We start from the raw sequence: 15,971 nt of genomic DNA, 5'->3' as shown, positions 1-15,971 counted from the left end.
CGGAAAGATGCGGGGAGGGATGGTCGTGACCGTCGGCGACGCAGGCAGGGTCACCATCACCGCGATCGCGCGCGAGGCCGGCGTCTCGGTGCCGACCGTGTCGCGGGTGCTCAACGGCCGCTCCGATGTCGCGCCGCAGACCCGGGAGCGGGTCGAGGCGATCCTGCGCGAGCACGGGTACCGCCGCCGCGCCACTCGCAACCGGGTCGGCGCCGGCCTGATCGACCTGGTCTTCAACGACCTCGACAGCCCGTGGGCGGTGGAGATCATCCGGGGCGTCGAGGAGGTCGCGCACGCCACCGGGATCGGTACCGTCGTCTCGGCGATCCACGGCCGGTCCGCCTCGGCCCGGCAGTGGCTGTCGAACCTGCGCGCCCGCGCGACCGACGGCGTCATCTTCGTGACCTCCGATGTGACCCCGCCGATGCAGGCCGAGCTGCGCCGGCTCAACATCCCGCTCACCGTGGTCGACCCGGCCGGCGTCGGCCCGACCGACGTGCCGACGATCGGCGCGACCAACTGGGCCGGCGGCCTGAGCGCCACCGAACACCTGCTGTCGCTGGGCCACCGCCGGATCGGCTTCATCGCCGGCCCGAAGCGCCTGCTGTGCAGCCGCGCCCGGCTCGACGGCTACGGCGCCGGTCTGGCCGCCGCGGGCCTGGAGGTCGACCCGGAGCTGATCCAGCCGGGCGACTTCTACCACGAGTCGGGCTGGTCCGGCGCCGACGCCCTGCTGCGGCTGGACCGCCCGCCCACGGCCATCTTCGCCTCCAGCGACCAGATGGCGCTCGGCGCCTACGAGGCGGTCCGCCGGCGCGGGCTGCGCGTGCCGGACGACGTGTCGGTGGTCGGCTTCGACGACCTGCCGGAGAGCCGGTGGACCTCGCCGCCGCTGACCACGGTCCGCCAGCCGCTCGCCGAGATGGGGCTGCTCGCCGCCCGCACCGTCCTGCGCCTGGTGCAGGGCGAGGAGATCGAGACGCCCCGCCTGGAACTCGCCACCGAGCTGGTCGTCCGCGACAGCACCGCCCCTCCGGCGTAGCCCACCGAAAAGTCGGGCGCTCCGCGCCACGACTTTTCGGATTTATACCCCGACAGGCGAAAAGTCCGATAACGGCGCGATGTGCGACAGGAAGTCTCCACGATCATGCGTCGTGCCGCGTCCGCACCGCGGGTTTGCCATGATCGTGGAGACTTACGGTACGCAGGTGTACACGTTCGCTCCGTGATCATGAGAAACCGGTGGTGTCGGTGCCCGGTCCGGCATGATCGCGGAGACTTCCGGTCGCAGCCGCGCGCCGGGGCGGGTCTCGCCACGCTCGGCGCGCTCCGTGTCTGCGGGTCCGCCGACGCGGTCAGGGGGTGGCGGCCAGGGGCAGCGTGGTCGGCGCCGTCGGGCTGGCGGGTGGGTAGCGAGGCGGAGCGTGGTCGGCGTCGTGCGGGTCCGCGGGTTAGGTGGCGGCGCGGGGAGTGTCACGGTTCGAGCGGGGCAGCGTGGTCGGCGCCGTCCGGGCCGGCAGGTGGGTGGCGGAGAGGTGGCGGGCGGTCGGCGCCTGGCGGGTCCGCGGGTCGGGTCGCTGCCGGCGGCGTGCCACGGTTCGAGGGGGCAGCGGTGCCGTGCGGGTCCGCCGGGGCGGCGTCGCGGCCGGCGGAAGGGTCGTCGGTGTGGTCCGGGTCCGCGGGTTGGGTGGCGGCCAGGGGGAGCGTCACGGTCAGCGTGGTGCCGCGCCCCGGCGGGCTGACGATCGTCATCCGGCCGCCCAGCGCCTCGACCCGGTCCCGCAGGCTGGTCAGCCCGCCGCCGCGCCCCGGGTCCGCGCCGCCCACGCCGTCGTCGCGGATCGCCAGGCGGATCGTCGAGGCGTCGGTCTCCGCGACCACGCTGACCACCGAGGCCTTGGCGTGCTTGGCGACGTTGGTGAGGGCCTCCGACGCGACGTTGTAGGCGGCCACGGCGGTCCGCTCGTGCAGCCGTTCCTGCTCGATGTGCAGATCGAGCTCCACCGGCACGCTGCAGCGCCGTCCGAGGGTCTTGAGCACCGGGACGATGCCGCGCTGCGAGAGCAGTTGCGGGTGGATGTCGCGGGCCAGCTCGCGCATGTCGTCGTGGATCTCGTTGAGGGCCTGCACGGTACTGGAGAGCAGGTGCCGGAACGCCGGCTGGTCGGGGGCGACCGAGCCCTCGGACAGGCGCAGGTTCAGGGCCAGGGACATGACCCGCTGCTGTACCCCGTCGTGCAGCTCCCGCTCGATGCGCCGCCTGGCCTCGTCGGCCGCGGTGACCAGCCGGGCCCGGGAGGCGATTAGCTGCGCGCGGTTCTCGGCGTTGGCGACCGCGGTGGCGACGAGCTCGGTGAAGCCCCGCAGCCGCGCTTCGGCGTCGGCCGGGATCGTCGGGCGCAGAGAGCGGGAGGAGGTGAGCAGCGTGACGCCCCACAGCGCGCCCTCGACCACGACCGGCACGCCCACGCCGGAGTGGATGCCCTGGCCGACCAGGTCGCGGGCGATCGGCCCGGACGTCGCGTCGTAGTTGTCGACCCGGGCGGAGCGGCCGGTGCGCCGGACCGCGCCGCTGACGTTGACGCCGGTGACCGGCCAGTTGTCGCCGGGGGTCACGGTGTGGCCGTGCTCGTCGCAGCCGGCGAGGCGGGTCACCGTGCCGTCGGGTTCGAAGCGCAGCAGCGCCGTGCGGAGGCCGTTGTGGAGGCGGTGCAGCTCCATCGTGACCGCGGCGAACACCTCGTCGGGCGCGCTGCCGCGGGCCACCAGCGTCGCCACCCGGCGCAGGGCCGCCTGCTCGTCCAGCAGGGCGGCGGTCTCGCGCTGGCTGCGGCGCAGGGAGGCGACCATGTCCTGCCGGTCGCGCGCGGCGCGGATCGCCGCCTGCAGCGACGGCACCAGCCGGTACTCGATGCGCTGCAGCGTCGCGGCGGGCGTGTCGGCGGGCACGCTCAGCGTGCCGATGGGGACCTGGCCGTTGTACAGCCCGAACACGGTGGCGCCCTCGGGCGGCCCGGGGCCGGAGCCGGCGAGGTCGATCGCGGCGTACCGCAGGCCGAACTGGTATGCCAGGCGCTGCGACGCCGCCCGCAGGCCGGTCCCGGGATCGTCGTGGCTCAGGGTGAGCCGGGTGAGCTCGGCGGCGAAGTCGGCCTCGGTGCGGCGCCGGTCCGCCTCCGCCACCCGGGTCCGGGCCAGCCGGGCCAGCCCGCTGACCAGCAGCGCCGCCACGGCGGAGATTGTCGCCTGGACCAGGTCGCGCTCGGGCGTGAGGTGCAGCTGCCCGACCGGCGCCACGTGGAAGACGTTGAACGCGATCGTGCTGACCACGCCGGTCGCGATCCCCAGCGCCGCGCCCCACACGCTCGCCGTGACCACGACGCCGACGAGGTAGAGCGCGGCCCGCTCGGCCTCCTCCGACGGGTGCCCGACCACCACGGGCACGAGCGTTTCCAGCGTGATCAGCAGCGCGGCGACGGCGATCCCGGTCGCGATCGGCGGGGGAGCCGCCGGCAACAGGTACGACGACACCCGTCGCCGCAGCGGTGAACGCGCCGCCCGGTCGCCACGCTTGGAAGGTACGTCCATGGGCAACCTCAAGGCTACGCGCGTCGATCGGCGGCACCGGATCGCGGGCGGGTGAGGTCTACGCAGTCCGGCGCGACGAGCTCGAACCCGCTCGCCACGGCCGGGTCGTGGCCGGGGACCACGGTCGTGCCGGGCTCGTCCGCCGCGCGGCGCAGCCGGTCGTAGGTGTCCAGCTGCTCCTCGACGCAGCTGCACCCGGCGAACAGGCGGTTGCGGCGCAGCTCGTCGTAGAAGTGCACGGCGTCGGAGGCGAGCACGATCCGCCCGGCGCGGGTGTCGACCTCGGTGACGAGCTGGCCGGGGGTGTGGCCGCCGACCCGGGTCACCCGGATGCCGTCGAAGAGCGTCTCCGCGTCCTCGACCAGCCGCAGCCGGCCGTCGCGGCGCAGGCCGAGCACGGCGCGGACCTCCTCGGCGACGACCGGCGTGGACAGCGCGGGCAGGTCGCCGGCCGGCCCGGTCCAGAAGGCCAGCTCGCGCCGCGCGAGGGTGAAGGTCGCGTTGGGGAAGAGGTCCACGTTGCCGACGTGGTCGAAGTGCAGGTGCGACAGGACGACGTGGTCGACGCTCGCCGGGTCGACGCCCACCCGCGCCAGCAGCTCGGCGGCGTCGATGGCGCCGTCGATGCCCTTGCGGCGGGCCACCTCCGCGCCGAGCCCGCAGTCGACGAGCACGGTGCGGCCGGCGCCGCGCGCGACCCAGAACGAGAAGTCCATCGGGCACGGCCCGTCCGGCTCCCCGTAGACGTCGTAGCGGTGGTACCAGCGGCTCAGCGGGAGCCGCGACGACGTCGCCTGCCGCAGGGCGTAGACGTCGTAGATCGCGCCGTTGTTCATCCGCCGGTCTCCCGTTCCTCCGCCGCGGCCGCCTCGGCCAGGGCCGCCAGTTCCCGCAGGGGCCGGCCGGTGGCCCGGGCGAGCTCGGCGAGCCGCTCGTACTCCGGCTTGGCGCGGTGCGGCCCGCGCTTGACATCCACCGCCGTGCCGGCCACCGGCACGGCGCCCGCCGAGCGGGGCAGCGCGTGCCGCTCCACGCGCGTGCGGCGGGCGCCGAGGCTGCCGGTCTCGGCCAGCAGCCGGCCCTCCAGCGCGCCGACGAGGTCGTCCGGGGCGAGCACGCACACCACCTGCGCCGGGCGGCCCTTCTTGCCGATGGCCGGGACGATCCACACGTCGGCGGCGCCGAGCCCGAGCAGGACCTGGACGGTGTAGGCGAGCACCTCGCCGGTCACGTCGTCGACCGTGGTCTCGATCAGGGTCATCGGCGAAAGCCCGCCCTCCGTGCGGCCGATGGGCTCGCCCAGCACGGCGCCGAGCACGTTCGGGCGGTCCGGCAGGGTGCGGGTGCCCGCGCCCCAGCCGCTGGCCCGCACGACCATCGGCGGCATCGGCGCGAAGCGGACCTCGGCGGCGTGCAGCAGCGCGGCGGCGGTCGGCGTGACGGTCTCGGCCTGTACCGGCGCGCCGGTCACCGCCATCCCGGTGAGCAGCCGCAGCGTCGCGGGGGCCGGGACGGGCAGCGGGCCGTGCCGCGAGTCGACCAGGCCGGCGCCGAGCGGCAGCGGGGCCGAGACGATCTCGGTCACGTCGAGCGCGTGCAGCGCCGCGGCGACGCCGACGATGTCCACGATCGTGTCGTGCCCGCCCAGCTCGTGCAGGTGCAGCTCGTCGAGGCCGACGCCGTGCAGGCCGGCCTCGGCCGCGGCGATCGCCGACACGGCGCGGACGGCCAGCCGGGCGACGGGCTCCGGGCGGGCCGCGGCGACGAGGTCGAGCACCTCGCGCGCGGAGCGGGCGGTCGCGGTGTCGACGGTGCGGACCCGGACCCCGGTGGCCAGGATCGAGCCGGCGTCGCGGGTGGTGACCTCCAGCTCCCAGCCGCGCAGGCCGGTGGAGGCGACGGCGTCGCGCACCGCGCCGGCCGGCGCGCCGAGCGAGAGCAGCGCCGAGAGCAGCATGTCGCCGCTCGCGCCGCCGACCGGGTTCAGCCAGACGATCATGCCGGCGCCCGCCGGTGGGCCCGGCTCAGCCGGAAGGCGGCCATCGCCGCGCCGAACCCGCTGTCGATGTTGACGACCGTGATGCCGGCGGCGCAGGAGCTGAGCATGCCCAGCAGCGCGGTGACGCCCTCGAGGGCGGCGCCGTAGCCGGTCGAGGTCGGCACCGCGATCACCGGGGCGTCGACCAGGCCGCCGACGACGCTGGCGAGGGCGGCCTCCATCCCGGCGATGACGACGACGGCGTCGGCGGCGCGCAGCCGATCGGTGTGGGCCAGGAGCCGGTGGATGCCGGCCACGCCGACGTCGCGGATCGGCTCGACGGCGAGCCCGAGCGCGCGGGCGGTCCCGGCCGCCTCGTCGGCGACGGCCTGGTCGGAGGTGCCGGCGGTGACGATCGCGACCCGGAAGGGCCGCAGGCCCGGCGCGGCCGGGCGCCAGCACAGCAGCCGGGCGCCCGGGTCGTAGGCGCCGCCGGGCAGGCCCGCCAGGACCTCCGCGGCGGCCTCGGCGCCGACCCGGGTGGCGAGCACCGGGCCGCTCGCGCTCGCCAGCAGCGCCGCGGCGATCGCGGTGATCTGCGCGGCGGTCTTGCCCGGCCCGTAGATGATCTCGGCGACGCCCTGGCGCCGTTCCCGGTCGACGTCAACGGTGGCGAAGCCCAGGTCGGCGGTCACGGCCGGGCCACCCCGAGGCCGGGCGGCACGTTCGGGCCGCCGCCGCGGAAACGGGTGGCGAAGCCCAGGTCGGCGGTCACGGCCGGGCCACCCCGAGGCCGGGCGGCACGTTCGGGCCGCCGCCGCGGAAACGGGTGGCGAAGCGCGGGTCGCCGGTCACGGCCGGGTCCGCCCGAGCGGCAGCAGCGCGTTCAGGCTGCCGCTGCGGAAGCCGGCGAGGTCGACCGCGACGTGCACGAAGCCGCACTCGCGCAGCTCGGCGTCGATCTCGCCGCGGCGGCGCAGCAGCTCGTCGAGGTCCTCGACGGGCACCTCGATGCGGGCGAGGGTCCCCCCGCCGTGCGCCCGCACCCGGCACACGGTCAGGCCGTGGCGGTGCAGCGCGTCCTCGGCCCGCTCGATCCGGGCCAGCAGCTCGGCCGAGACCGGCTCGCCGTAGGGGATCCGCGAGGCGAGGCAGGCGGCGGCCGGCTTGTCGCTGGTCTCCAGGCCGGCCTCGGCGCTGACCGCGCGGACGTCGGCCTTGCTCAGGCCGGCGTCGACGAGCGGGGCGATGCCCGCGCGCAGCCGGGCCGCGCGCAGCCCGGGCCGGTAGTCGCCGAGGTCGTCGAGGTTGGTGCCGAGCGCGATGGGCGCGCCCAGCGCGGCGGCCAGCGGGGCCAGCGCGTCGAAGAGGGCGGTCTTGCAGTGGAAGCAGCGCCGGGCGTCGTTGGCGCGGTATTCGGCGCGGTCCAGTTCGTCGGTGGCGATTTCGACATGGGGGATTCGGTACCGTGCGGCGAACGCCTTCGCGGCCCGCCGCTCCCGGGCCGGCAGGCTGGCCGACACCGCCGTCGCGGCGACGGCGTTCGCGCCGAGCACGTCGTGCGCCGCCCAGGCGAGCAGGGCGGAGTCCGCGCCACCGGAGAAGGCGACGATCAGCCGCTCCTCGCGGGCCAGCCGGTCGCGCAGCCGGGCCAGGGCGGGCGCCGCCCCGGCCGCCGCGCCGCCCCGGGTGGCGATCATGGCCGGGCTCCCGTCGCGGCCGCGCCGTAGGCCTGCCGGTAGCGGCGCACGACGGTGCCGTAGTCGGGCTCGGCCCGCAGCCCGAGCCGGTCGGCCCGGGCCGTGTCGAAGCGGGCCGGCCAGCTGCCGACCAGGGCGGCGATCCGCTCGTCGGGGACCCAGCTGATGAGCTTCGTCGCCGCCTCGCCGGCGACCTCGGCCAGGGCGTCGACCATGCCGCCGACCGTCGTGGTCAGCGCCGGCAGGTTGACCGCGACCGGCGAGCCCCAGACCGGCTCGGCGGTGCCGGCGGCGGTGAGGAGGCCCTCGACGCTGGCCTCGGGCGAGGACAGGGCGACCTCGAGGCCGGCCGGGACCGGGCAGGTCGTGGGCAGCCCGGCCAGCGGCTCGCGGATGATCCCGCTGAGGAAGCCCGACGCGGCGCCGTTGGGCCGGCCCGGGCGGACCGAGACAGTCATCAGCCGCACCGTGCGGCCGTTGAGGAAGCCCTTGCGGGTGTAGTCGGACACCAGCTGTTCCATGATGAACTTCTGGATGCCGTAGCTGGAGCGCGGCGTCGGCAGGGTGGTGTCGGTGATCACCGCGGGCAGCGGCTGGTCCGGCCAGCCGCCGAAGACGGCGAGGGAGCTGGCGAAGACCAGGACCGGCCGGTTGCCGGCGGCGCGGCACGCCTCCAGGACGGCCTGCCCGCCGCGGAGGTTGGCGTTGATGCCGAGGTCGAAGTCGGCCTCGCAGTCGGCGCTGACCGCGGCGGCCAGGTGGAACACCGCGGCGGCGCCGGTGAACACGCCGAGGGCGGCGAGCTCGGCGGCGGTGGCGGTGGCGAGGTCGACCGCGACGCTGCGCAGCCGCGGGTCGCCGAGCTGATCGGCGCCGAGCTCGACCCGGTCCAGCAGGACGACCTGCTCGACCGGGGCCGGCGCCGCGCCGTCGACCGCGATCGACCCGGAGTCCAGGATCGCGCGGGCCAGGCGATTGCCGAGAAAGCCCGCTCCGCCGGTGATGATGATCTTCATGTCGTCCTCGCGTAGGTCTCGTGTCGGTCCTCGGCGTCGGTGAAGCCGGCGAGGCGGCCCGTGTCGTCGAAGGGCAGCGGGAACGCGGGGCCGAACAGCTCCAGCTCCGCGTCGGCGCCGATCTCGGGCCACAGCGCCTCGCTGACCGCGCAGACCCGGGTGTGCAGGGTGTCGCGGATCCACACGATGCGCGGCCGGTCGTGGCGCCCGGACGCCATGACCGCGGTCGTGACGGCGTCGCGGTCGGTGGGCAGCACCATCGGCAGCCGGCCGCGGCCGAGACCGGCCCAGCCGGCGGTCAGCACGTTGACGTAGGACTGCTCCACGTCGACCTGCTCCACGAGCCGGGCCGGGACGAAGTCGGCCAGCCCGACGCCGATCGCGTTGCCGTGCGAGGCCTCGGACAGGCTCAGCACGGCCAGGCTGCGGATCTGCCGGCCGGGCGGCTCGGGCACGCCGTTGACCAGCCACCGCCCGGTCACGTTGGGGTCCAGGCCGACCCCGCTGACGTCCTTGCCCATCCGGTCCACGACGAGGACGTCGAGGTCGCCGGCCGGCAGGCGCGGCAGGCCGGCCCGGGCGAGCTCGAGCAGCTCGGACTCGCCGGCCGCGCCGATCTCCTCGGGCCGCAGCGCGCGCACGACGCCGGTCCGGTCGAACTCGTTCTCCACCACGGTCAGCGCGCCGAGCAGCACCCGGGCGGCGATGTACCGCCCGATCCGCGGCATGACGTCGCGCAGCCCGGGCACGCCGAGGCGGTGGATGGCCTGCGCGCCGGCCCGCTTGCCGAGGCCGATCGCGGCCATCTTGGCCGCGCCGCTCTCGATCGGGCCATGGAAGTCGGTGTGCGGCTTGATCCGCGCGACGAGCAGCGCCCGGCCGGCCTCGGCGACGTTGCGGTCGAGGTGGACCGGCACGCCGCCGACCTCGCCGATGACGACCGTGTCCATGGTGGCCCGGATCGGCACGCCGAGGTACTCCTCGGTGATGCCGTAGCCGGCGAGCACCTCGGCCTGCCCGGGCGCGGTGGCCCCGCCGTGGCTGCCCATCGCCGGCACGACGAAGGGCGCGAACCCGGCGGCCGCCAGCTCCGCCACGACGGTCCGCACGATCAGCGCGATGCCGGCGATGCCGCGGCTGCCGACGCCGACCGCGATCGGCGCCCCGCCGCCGTCACCGCCGGCCCCGGCGAGCAGGCGGCGCACCTCGGCGGAGACCGCCTCGGCGACGTCCGGGACCTCCTCGGACGCCCGCAGGCTGCGCGCCCGGCGCATCGGCGGCAGCCGCAGCCCGCCGGTGTACTGCTCGACCAGCCCGGTGAGCCGGTCGTCGACGCTCCAGCGCACCGCTCACCGCCCCTGTGCGTCGTGCCGGCCGCGCATGACCTCGATGAGCACGGAGTCGTCGAGCCGCCCGAGCCCGGCCCGCGCGCCCTCCAGGTAGAGCCGCTCGGCCGCCTCGGCGAGCGGCGCCGGGTACTCGTGCCGCTGCGCCGTGCTCACCACCAGGTCCATGTCCTTGACGAAGATGCTCAGCGCGCTGCGCACGTCGGTGTGCGTGTCGGCCAGCATCCGCTCCCCGCGGTCGTCGAGCATGAACGAGGCGGCGGCGCCGTGCCGGATCGTCTCCCAGCAGGCCCGCGGGTCCAGCCCGATGCGCTCGGCGAAGGCGAGGGCCTCGGCCGCGGCGGCGATGTGCACGCCGCACAGCAGCTGGTTGACCAGCTTGACCCGCTGCCCGTCACCGGGCGCGGGCCCGGCGTCGGCGGCCTTGGCGGCCATCGCGTCGACCAGCGGGCGCACGGCCGCGCGGTGCTCGGGCGCCCCGCCGACCATGAACAGCAGGTCGCCGGTGGTGGCCCGGCCGACCCCGCCGGAGACCGGGGCGTCGACCACGGCGATCCCGCGATCGGCGAGCCGTTCGGCGATCTCCGCGACGGCGGCGGGCCCGAGCGTCGCCATGATCAGCACGATCGCGCCGGGGGAGAGCGCCGCGGCCGCGCCCTCGGCGCCGTCCGTGCCCTCCGCCCCGAACAGGGCACCCGCGGCCTGGGCCGGGGTCGCGACCATGACCGCGAGGACGTCGGCTCCGGCCGCCGCCCGCGCCGGCGAGCCCGCTTCGGCGCCGCCCGCCGCGACCAGCGCGGCGAGCCGGTCCGGGTCCAGGTCGTAGCCCGTGACCGCGTGCCCGGCCCCGACCAGACAGGTCGCCATCGGCAGCCCCATGGCGCCGAGGCCCAGCCATCCGACCCGCATCAGCCCTCGCCCCGCAGCCTGGTGACGACGTCGGCCAGGGCGGTGTCGTCGCCGACGTTGCCGGCGAAGACGACGTACGGTCGGCCCAGGATCGCCGGATGGGCCGCCACCGGGCGGAACAGCGACACGACGCCGGGGAAGAACTGCCCGGCGACCTCGGCCCGCCGGATCGACAGGCCGTGCACGGCGACGTCGTGCGAGGTGATCCCGCCCTTGGCGAGCACCCAGGCGGGGCGGGCCGGCAGCGCGCCGCGGACGACGGCGGAGACGGCCGCGGACACCCGGCGGGAGATCTCCAGGCTCGCGGCGGCACTGTCGCCGGCGACGAGCCGGCGGCTGGTGTAGAGCACGACGTCGGAGCCGCTCAGCAGGTCCGCGACCCGGTCGCCGGTGCGCCGCACCAGGTCGTCGGCGCCGCCGGCGGCGCGGGCGAGCAGGTCGGTGACGTCCAGCTCGACCTCGGCCGCGCCGCCCCGGCGGGCCAGCTCCGCCAGCTGCCGGCCGGTCTGGCCGACGTGCGAGCCGACCACGACGAGCCCGTGCCCGGCGGGCCGGCCCTCCGGCCAGATCTGCTCGGTGGTCAGCGGCGGCCGCGGCTGCTGGCCGAGCAGCGCGCGGACGAACGACGGGCCGGTGCGGTAGAGCAGGCGCATCCCGCGCTCCTGGGCCGCCAGCGCGCCGAGCACCACGATCTCCAGGTCGGCGTAGTCGAGCGCGTTGACCACCACGAACCGGCCGCCGCCCGAGTCCTGCAGCACCCGCGCGACGGCCTCCGGGCCGCCCTCGCGGATGTCGGCGAGCCCGATGCTGCCGACGCCGGCGGCGGCGATCCGGCCGCCGGAGAGCTCCGCGACGAACTCGCGCAGGTTCGAGGCGGTGTAGCCGAAGGACTTGTCCCGGGCGAACTCGGTCTCGCCGGCGGGGAGGAACTGCCCGCCGACGCGGGCCCAGTGCACGTCGCCGGCGGTGACCCGGCCCGCCTCCAGGAACGCGGGCGCGAGCAGGACGGCGTCGTAGCCGGTGCCCAGCGCGCGGCGGTGCGCCGCGTCGAGCGCGTCCACCTCGGCGATCACGTGCCCGCGCAGCGTCGAGTCGCTGCGGCTGACCAGCTCCAGCGGGGTGCCACGGTCCCCGGCGATGGCGAAGAGGTCGTCGGCGACCCCGGCGGTCAGCGCAACGGCCTCCGGCCGCGGCAGGCTGCGGGTGTTGGTCAGCACGAAGCACCCGCCGGCCGGATCGTCCATCGCCGAGCGGTACTCCGGTGCTTCCAGGCTCGTCACGACCTGCAGGTCGTGCACCGACTGCGAGCCGGTCGGGTCGTCGTCCAGCACGACCGTCGCGCGCGGCATCCGCGCCCGGGCCGCGCGGATCAGTGCCCGGCCGCGCCCCACGTCCCGCACCGGCGGGACGGCACCCCAGGGTGGCGCCTCCGGCGCCGCCTCAACTCTCATCGCATTCCCCTGCCCACTGCCCGCACCCTCTCCCCTGCACCCCGCGATCCGCCGGTGGCGCGGCGGGCCCGGCGCCGTTGCCGGGCCCGCCGCGCGCGGCCGTCAGCTGTGCGCCTTGCTGAACTTGTCGGTCCAGGCGTCGTTCCAGTTGTTCGGCACTTCCACGCCGGCGCCCTTGAGGAAGCCGATGAGCCGCTCCATGCCCTGCTGGGTCATGGCCGGGTCCTTCGACCACACGCCGCCGTCGATCTGCGCCTGGAAGCCCTCGTCGAAGCTCTTGCGGTCGGTCTGCGAGAAGTACTTCTTGTAGACCTCGTCGGCCGCCTCCGTCGGGTGGTCGATCAGGTACACGTCGGAGTCGACCATCGCGTCGTAGAACGCCTGCACGAGGTCCGGGTGGTCCTTGATGTACTGCGGCGTGGTGACGATGCCGTCGGAGTCCGCGCCGTTGATCGTCGGGTCCTCGCCCTTGGTGAGGTTGATCAGGATGTGGCCGAAGCCGCCGTCGACCATCTGCTGCGGGTAGGGCGGCGCCACGTTCAGCGCGTCCACCTGGCCGTGCTGCAGCGCGCTGACCATGGCGGCCGGGGTCTTGAGCACGTTCTGCTGCGCGCCGCCCGGATCGATGTTATGCGCCTTGAACAGGTAGTTGAAGACCTGGGCGTTCTGGCCGGTCGGGCTGATCACGCCGAGCTGCTTGCCGCGCAGCAGCTTGATCTTGTCCTCCAGTGGCGAGCTGTCGGTGAGGCCGGAGGACTGCCACAGCTTCGTGCTGACCACGACCGGCACCGAGATCTGCGCCTGCATCTCGGCGAAGGCGACCAGCGGCTTGCCCTGCCCGGCCGAGGCCACCGCGTTGGTGATCGAGATGCCGGCGAACTGCGCGTCGCCGCTGAGCAGCGCCGTGCCGGCGGTGCTGCCGCCGGTCGCGTCGATGAGGTTGACGTCCAGGCCGTGGTTCTTGAAGAAGCCGTGCGAAATCCCCAGGTACAACGGGACGTACCCCAGCGACAGCAGGCTCTCGATCACCGTGACCTTGGTGAGACCGCCGCTGCTCTTGCCGCCGCCGTCGTCACCGCCCTTGCAGGCGCCGAGCGGGGTGAGCAGCACCGCGACGGATAACGCCGCGAGCGCGCGCCTCGCAATCCCTCGTTTCATTCAGACTCCTTCGGATCGTCATGGCGGGTGGGGTGTGTGCGCTCCGGCGCGGGGTGCACGCCGGGCGGGTGGGATCTGCGGGAAAGGCTCAGTACAGGAACGGCAGGAAGCCGGTCGGCGCCGGGGTTTGCGCGGCGAACTCGGCGTAGTGCAGCCAGACCTCGTGCTCGGCGGCGGCGATCACGGCCGGGTCGGCGGTGACCAGCTCGGCGATCTCGTCCTCGCCGAGCCGGTAGGTGCTGCCGGCCAGGTGCGCCATGGCGCTGGCCATCGCGATGGTGTTGAGCCGCAGGGCGCGTACCGTCGCCTGCTCCACGCTCGCGCCGACGGTCACGATGCCGTGGCCGCGCAGGACGCAGGCGTCGTGCCCGTCCATCAGGGCGGCGATGTCGGCGCCGCGGGCCGCGGAGTTGATCAGCCAGCTCTGCGGGTAGACCGGTGGCGGGTTGACCGCGCAGGCGAGCGCGCCGGGGTCGAACGCCCCGAGCACCGGCGCCAGGGGGATGCCGGCGATCCCGGTGAGCCAGGTGGACCACGGGTGGACGTGTACCACGGCGTTGATCTCGGGCCGGGCCGCGAGCAACTGGCCGTGGATGTGCCGCTCGATGGGCAGGCGCATGCCGTCGGGCGCCTGGGTGGCCGGCGCGTCGAAGTCGATCTCCGCGACGGCCCGCTCGGTGAAGCGCAGGCCCGGTTCGCGGTCGTCGCGGCAGCGCAGCAGCATGCGGCCCGCGCCCGTGCGGGCGCTGACGTGCCCGGTCGCCTCCCGGGCCAGGCCCGCGGCGGCCAGGATGCGGCTGGCCAGCGCGACCTGCCCGGCGAGCTCCTCCGTGCCGGTCACGTCGCGGGGCCTTCGGCCGACTCGAACTCGAACGCCGTCACCCGGCCCTCTTCGGCGATGACGCCCTCCCAGCCGCAGCGGACGCACCAGATGGCCAGGTTGGTGGCCGAGGCCGACCACCACTCGCCGATGAAGCTGCGTTCGTCCAGCAGCGCGCCGCAGCGGGGACAGTACCAAGTCTGCTCGTGCATCAGTCATCCAGCTTCATCGATGGGGAAACGATCGGACCGGGCGCGCCCGCCCCGCCGCCGGCGGCGGGGTCAGGCGCGCAGCGAGTCGGGGTTCCACCGGAACACCCGGTTCTGCACCATGGTCAGCAACCGGTCGAAGATCACCGCGGCGATCGTCAGCACGAGGATGCCGGCGAAGACGCCCGTCGTGTTGAACTGCGCGGAGGAGTTCTCGATCACGTAGCCGACGCCCCGGTTGGCGGCGATGATCTCGCCGACGACGGCGCCGATGAGCGCCTGCGGGAAGGAGATGCGCAGGCCGCTGAACATCCAGGTCAGCGCGCTGGGCAGCATGACCCGGCGGACGATCTGCATCCGGCTGGCCCCCATGACCCGCAGCGACTCGACGAGGTCCTCCGAGACCTGGGCGATGCCGTTCCAGGTGCTGTAGAAGACCAGGAAGACGACGAACGCCGCCGACATCACGTACTTCATCTCGACGCCGAGGCCGAACCAGACCACGAAGAGCGGACCGAGAGCGACCTTCGGCAGGCTGTACAGCGCGTTGATGTAGGGGTTGAGCACCTTCGAGGCCAGCTGGCTGTTGGCCAGCAGGATGCCCAGGACGATGCCCACCACGGCACCGGAGACGAAGCCGACGGCGGTCTCCTCCAGCGTGATGCTCACGTGCTCCAGCAGGTAGCCGCTGCCCAGCCACTCCCAGATCTGCTGGCCGATCTTCGACGGGCTGGACACCATGAACGGGTCCATGACGGTCCGCGAGCAGATCTCCCAGGCGCCGAGGACGACGACCAGGGTGAGGACCTGCAGGCTGTGCACCAGCGTGCGCCGGCGCCGGATCCGGGCCGCCTCGGCGGCCAGGAGGCGCTCGCCGGTGGACGGCTTCGCGGCCGCCGGTGCGATCGTGCCCGCTTCGGCGGTCATCGGGTCGCCTCCTCGCGCAGCTCGGGCGCCCCGGCGCCGCGCAGGTCGCGGCCGAGGTGCAGCTGGTTCCACAGCAGGTTCAGGTACCGGCCGAACTCGGGGGAGCGGCGCGCCTCCACGACGCCGGTCGACAGCGCGGCCTCCCGGATGCCGCGGAGCCGCTCGACGTGCGACACCCGGGCCGGCGAGCCGCTGAGCACGATCACCTGGTCGGCCATCGTCACCGCCTCCTCCAGGTCGTGGGTCACCAGGACCACCGTCAGCGGCTCGGCACGGGTCGCCAGCAGCCGCAGGAAGTCCTGCTGCAGGTTGACCCGCAGGATCGCGTCGAGGGCGCCGAACGGCTCGTCCATCAGCAGCGTCTGCGGGTTGTAGACGACCGTGCGGGCCAGCTGGACGCGCTTGCGCATGCCGCCGGACAGCTGCGTCGGGTAGTGCTTCGCGAACGCCTCCAGGCCGACGTCGGCGAGCGCCTTGCGGGCCCGCTCGTCCGCGTCCTTGCGCGGCACGGCCTGGATCTCCAGGGCCACCCTGACGTTGGCCAGCGCGGTGCGCCACGGCAGCAGCGTGTCGTGCTGCGTCATGTAGCCGACCTTGGTGTTGACCGCGGCGACCGGCGCGCCGGAGTAGCGGACCACGCCGCTGGTCGGGCGCAGCAGCCCGGCGATCATGTTGAGCAGCGTCGACTTTCCCGAGCCGCTCGGGCCGACGATGGCCACCACCTCGCCGGCCGGGACGGCGAAGCTGATGTCCTCGATGGCGTAGGTCAGCGCCTTGTTGCGCACGTAGGTCTTGGAGACCTTGTCGATCTGTATCAGAGCAGGTCGCTGCTCCGTCTCGGCAATCGCGCTCACGCGCGTCCTCCTCTG

At 74.9% G+C, this 15,971-nt stretch carries 15 protein-coding genes; 1 reads left to right on the top strand and 14 read right to left on the bottom strand.

The genetic code is table 11. The features are described from left to right. Positions 1 to 19 precede the first annotated feature (19 nt). Complete coding sequence (locus ACQPXD_RS29755; RefSeq protein WP_432824622.1) at positions 20 to 1,042, top strand: LacI family DNA-binding transcriptional regulator; 1,023 nt, start codon at positions 20 to 22, stop codon at positions 1,040 to 1,042. A gap of 431 nt (positions 1,043 to 1,473) precedes the next feature. On the opposite strand, the gene ACQPXD_RS29750 is transcribed toward ACQPXD_RS29755, so the two are convergent. The 14 genes from ACQPXD_RS29750 to ACQPXD_RS29685 all read right to left on the bottom strand — a co-directional run bounded on the left by ACQPXD_RS29750 (position 1,474) and on the right by ACQPXD_RS29685 (position 15,956). Next, positions 1,474 to 3,588, bottom strand: coding sequence for a DUF4118 domain-containing protein (locus ACQPXD_RS29750; RefSeq protein ID WP_432824621.1), 2,115 nt, complete (start codon positions 3,586 to 3,588; stop codon positions 1,474 to 1,476). Positions 3,589 to 3,602: 14 nt separating this feature from the next. Continuing rightward, positions 3,603 to 4,424 carry an N-acyl homoserine lactonase family protein gene (locus tag ACQPXD_RS29745; protein ID WP_432824620.1) on the bottom strand — a complete coding sequence of 274 codons (822 nt, stop codon included), beginning with the start codon at positions 4,422 to 4,424 and terminating at the stop codon, positions 3,603 to 3,605. Further along, on the bottom strand, positions 4,421 to 5,587 hold the full coding sequence (gene larC / locus ACQPXD_RS29740; RefSeq protein ID WP_432824619.1) for a nickel pincer cofactor biosynthesis protein LarC: 1,167 nt from the start codon (positions 5,585 to 5,587) through the stop codon (positions 4,421 to 4,423). Before larC ends, ACQPXD_RS29745 begins: the two co-directional genes overlap by 4 nt. Further along, positions 5,584 to 6,261, bottom strand: a complete 678-nt coding sequence (larB, locus tag ACQPXD_RS29735) for a nickel pincer cofactor biosynthesis protein LarB (protein WP_432824618.1) — start codon at positions 6,259 to 6,261, stop codon at positions 5,584 to 5,586. Before larB ends, larC begins: the two co-directional genes overlap by 4 nt. Positions 6,262 to 6,417: 156 nt before the next feature. After that, a complete protein-coding gene (gene larE, locus ACQPXD_RS29730; RefSeq protein WP_432824617.1) occupies positions 6,418 to 7,266 on the bottom strand; it encodes an ATP-dependent sacrificial sulfur transferase LarE in 849 nt (282 codons plus the stop codon). Beyond that, positions 7,263 to 8,282, bottom strand: a complete 1,020-nt coding sequence (gene denD / locus ACQPXD_RS29725; RefSeq protein ID WP_432824616.1) for a D-erythronate dehydrogenase — start codon at positions 8,280 to 8,282, stop codon at positions 7,263 to 7,265. The genes larE and denD overlap by 4 nt, the downstream gene beginning before the upstream one ends. Continuing rightward, positions 8,279 to 9,628 carry a hypothetical protein gene (locus ACQPXD_RS29720; protein WP_432824615.1) on the bottom strand — a complete coding sequence of 450 codons (1,350 nt, stop codon included), beginning with the start codon at positions 9,626 to 9,628 and terminating at the stop codon, positions 8,279 to 8,281. The genes denD and ACQPXD_RS29720 overlap by 4 nt, the downstream gene beginning before the upstream one ends. A 3-nt stretch (positions 9,629 to 9,631) precedes the next feature. After that, positions 9,632 to 10,537 (bottom strand): NAD(P)-dependent oxidoreductase, encoded by a 906-nt coding sequence (locus tag ACQPXD_RS29715; protein WP_432824614.1) that lies wholly within the window; start codon positions 10,535 to 10,537, stop codon positions 9,632 to 9,634. After that, on the bottom strand, positions 10,537 to 11,988 hold the full coding sequence (locus ACQPXD_RS29710) for a four-carbon acid sugar kinase family protein (RefSeq protein ID WP_432824613.1): 1,452 nt from the start codon (positions 11,986 to 11,988) through the stop codon (positions 10,537 to 10,539). Before ACQPXD_RS29710 ends, ACQPXD_RS29715 begins: the two co-directional genes overlap by 1 nt. Positions 11,989 to 12,090: 102 nt before the next feature. After that, positions 12,091 to 13,146 (bottom strand): ABC transporter substrate-binding protein, encoded by a 1,056-nt coding sequence (locus ACQPXD_RS29705; RefSeq protein WP_432824612.1) that lies wholly within the window; start codon positions 13,144 to 13,146, stop codon positions 12,091 to 12,093. A gap of 88 nt (positions 13,147 to 13,234) precedes the next feature. Further along, positions 13,235 to 13,987: a class II aldolase/adducin family protein gene (locus ACQPXD_RS29700; RefSeq protein ID WP_432824611.1), complete on the bottom strand. Its 753-nt coding sequence runs from the start codon at positions 13,985 to 13,987 to the stop codon at positions 13,235 to 13,237. Beyond that, positions 13,984 to 14,178 carry a hypothetical protein gene (locus tag ACQPXD_RS29695; RefSeq protein WP_432824610.1) on the bottom strand — a complete coding sequence of 65 codons (195 nt, stop codon included), beginning with the start codon at positions 14,176 to 14,178 and terminating at the stop codon, positions 13,984 to 13,986. Before ACQPXD_RS29695 ends, ACQPXD_RS29700 begins: the two co-directional genes overlap by 4 nt. 69 nt (positions 14,179 to 14,247) lie before the next feature. Then, the gene (locus tag ACQPXD_RS29690; RefSeq protein WP_432824609.1) at positions 14,248 to 15,102 is read right to left on the bottom strand and encodes an ABC transporter permease; all 855 of its coding nucleotides are present in this window, start codon (positions 15,100 to 15,102) and stop codon (positions 14,248 to 14,250) included. Then, positions 15,099 to 15,956 carry an ABC transporter ATP-binding protein gene (locus ACQPXD_RS29685; protein WP_432824608.1) on the bottom strand — a complete coding sequence of 286 codons (858 nt, stop codon included), beginning with the start codon at positions 15,954 to 15,956 and terminating at the stop codon, positions 15,099 to 15,101. Before ACQPXD_RS29685 ends, ACQPXD_RS29690 begins: the two co-directional genes overlap by 4 nt. Positions 15,957 to 15,971: the final 15 nt, after the last annotated feature.

Origin of the sequence: Dactylosporangium sp. CA-092794 (assembly GCF_050948465.1) — a bacterium.
In the GTDB taxonomy this organism is placed as follows: domain Bacteria; phylum Actinomycetota; class Actinomycetes; order Mycobacteriales; family Micromonosporaceae; genus Dactylosporangium.
Note: the sequence above shows the minus strand (reverse complement) of the source record. Positions and strands in the feature narration are given on the sequence as shown.

Coding starts and splice junctions, on each gene's coding strand:
- ACQPXD_RS29695 (WP_432824610.1), bottom strand. CDS start 14,178: ATGCACGAGCAGACTTGGTACTGTCCCCGCTGCGGCGCGCTGCTGGAC.
- larC (WP_432824619.1), bottom strand. CDS start 5,587: ATGATCGTCTGGCTGAACCCGGTCGGCGGCGCGAGCGGCGACATGCTG.
- larE (WP_432824617.1), bottom strand. CDS start 7,266: ATGATCGCCACCCGGGGCGGCGCGGCGGCCGGGGCGGCGCCCGCCCTG.
- ACQPXD_RS29750 (WP_432824621.1), bottom strand. CDS start 3,588: ATGGACGTACCTTCCAAGCGTGGCGACCGGGCGGCGCGTTCACCGCTG.
- ACQPXD_RS29745 (WP_432824620.1), bottom strand. CDS start 4,424: ATGAACAACGGCGCGATCTACGACGTCTACGCCCTGCGGCAGGCGACG.
- denD (WP_432824616.1), bottom strand. CDS start 8,282: ATGAAGATCATCATCACCGGCGGAGCGGGCTTTCTCGGCAATCGCCTG.
- ACQPXD_RS29705 (WP_432824612.1), bottom strand. CDS start 13,146: ATGAAACGAGGGATTGCGAGGCGCGCGCTCGCGGCGTTATCCGTCGCG.
- ACQPXD_RS29755 (WP_432824622.1), top strand. CDS start 20: ATGGTCGTGACCGTCGGCGACGCAGGCAGGGTCACCATCACCGCGATC.
- ACQPXD_RS29690 (WP_432824609.1), bottom strand. CDS start 15,102: ATGACCGCCGAAGCGGGCACGATCGCACCGGCGGCCGCGAAGCCGTCC.
- ACQPXD_RS29715 (WP_432824614.1), bottom strand. CDS start 10,537: ATGCGGGTCGGATGGCTGGGCCTCGGCGCCATGGGGCTGCCGATGGCG.
- ACQPXD_RS29710 (WP_432824613.1), bottom strand. CDS start 11,988: ATGAGAGTTGAGGCGGCGCCGGAGGCGCCACCCTGGGGTGCCGTCCCG.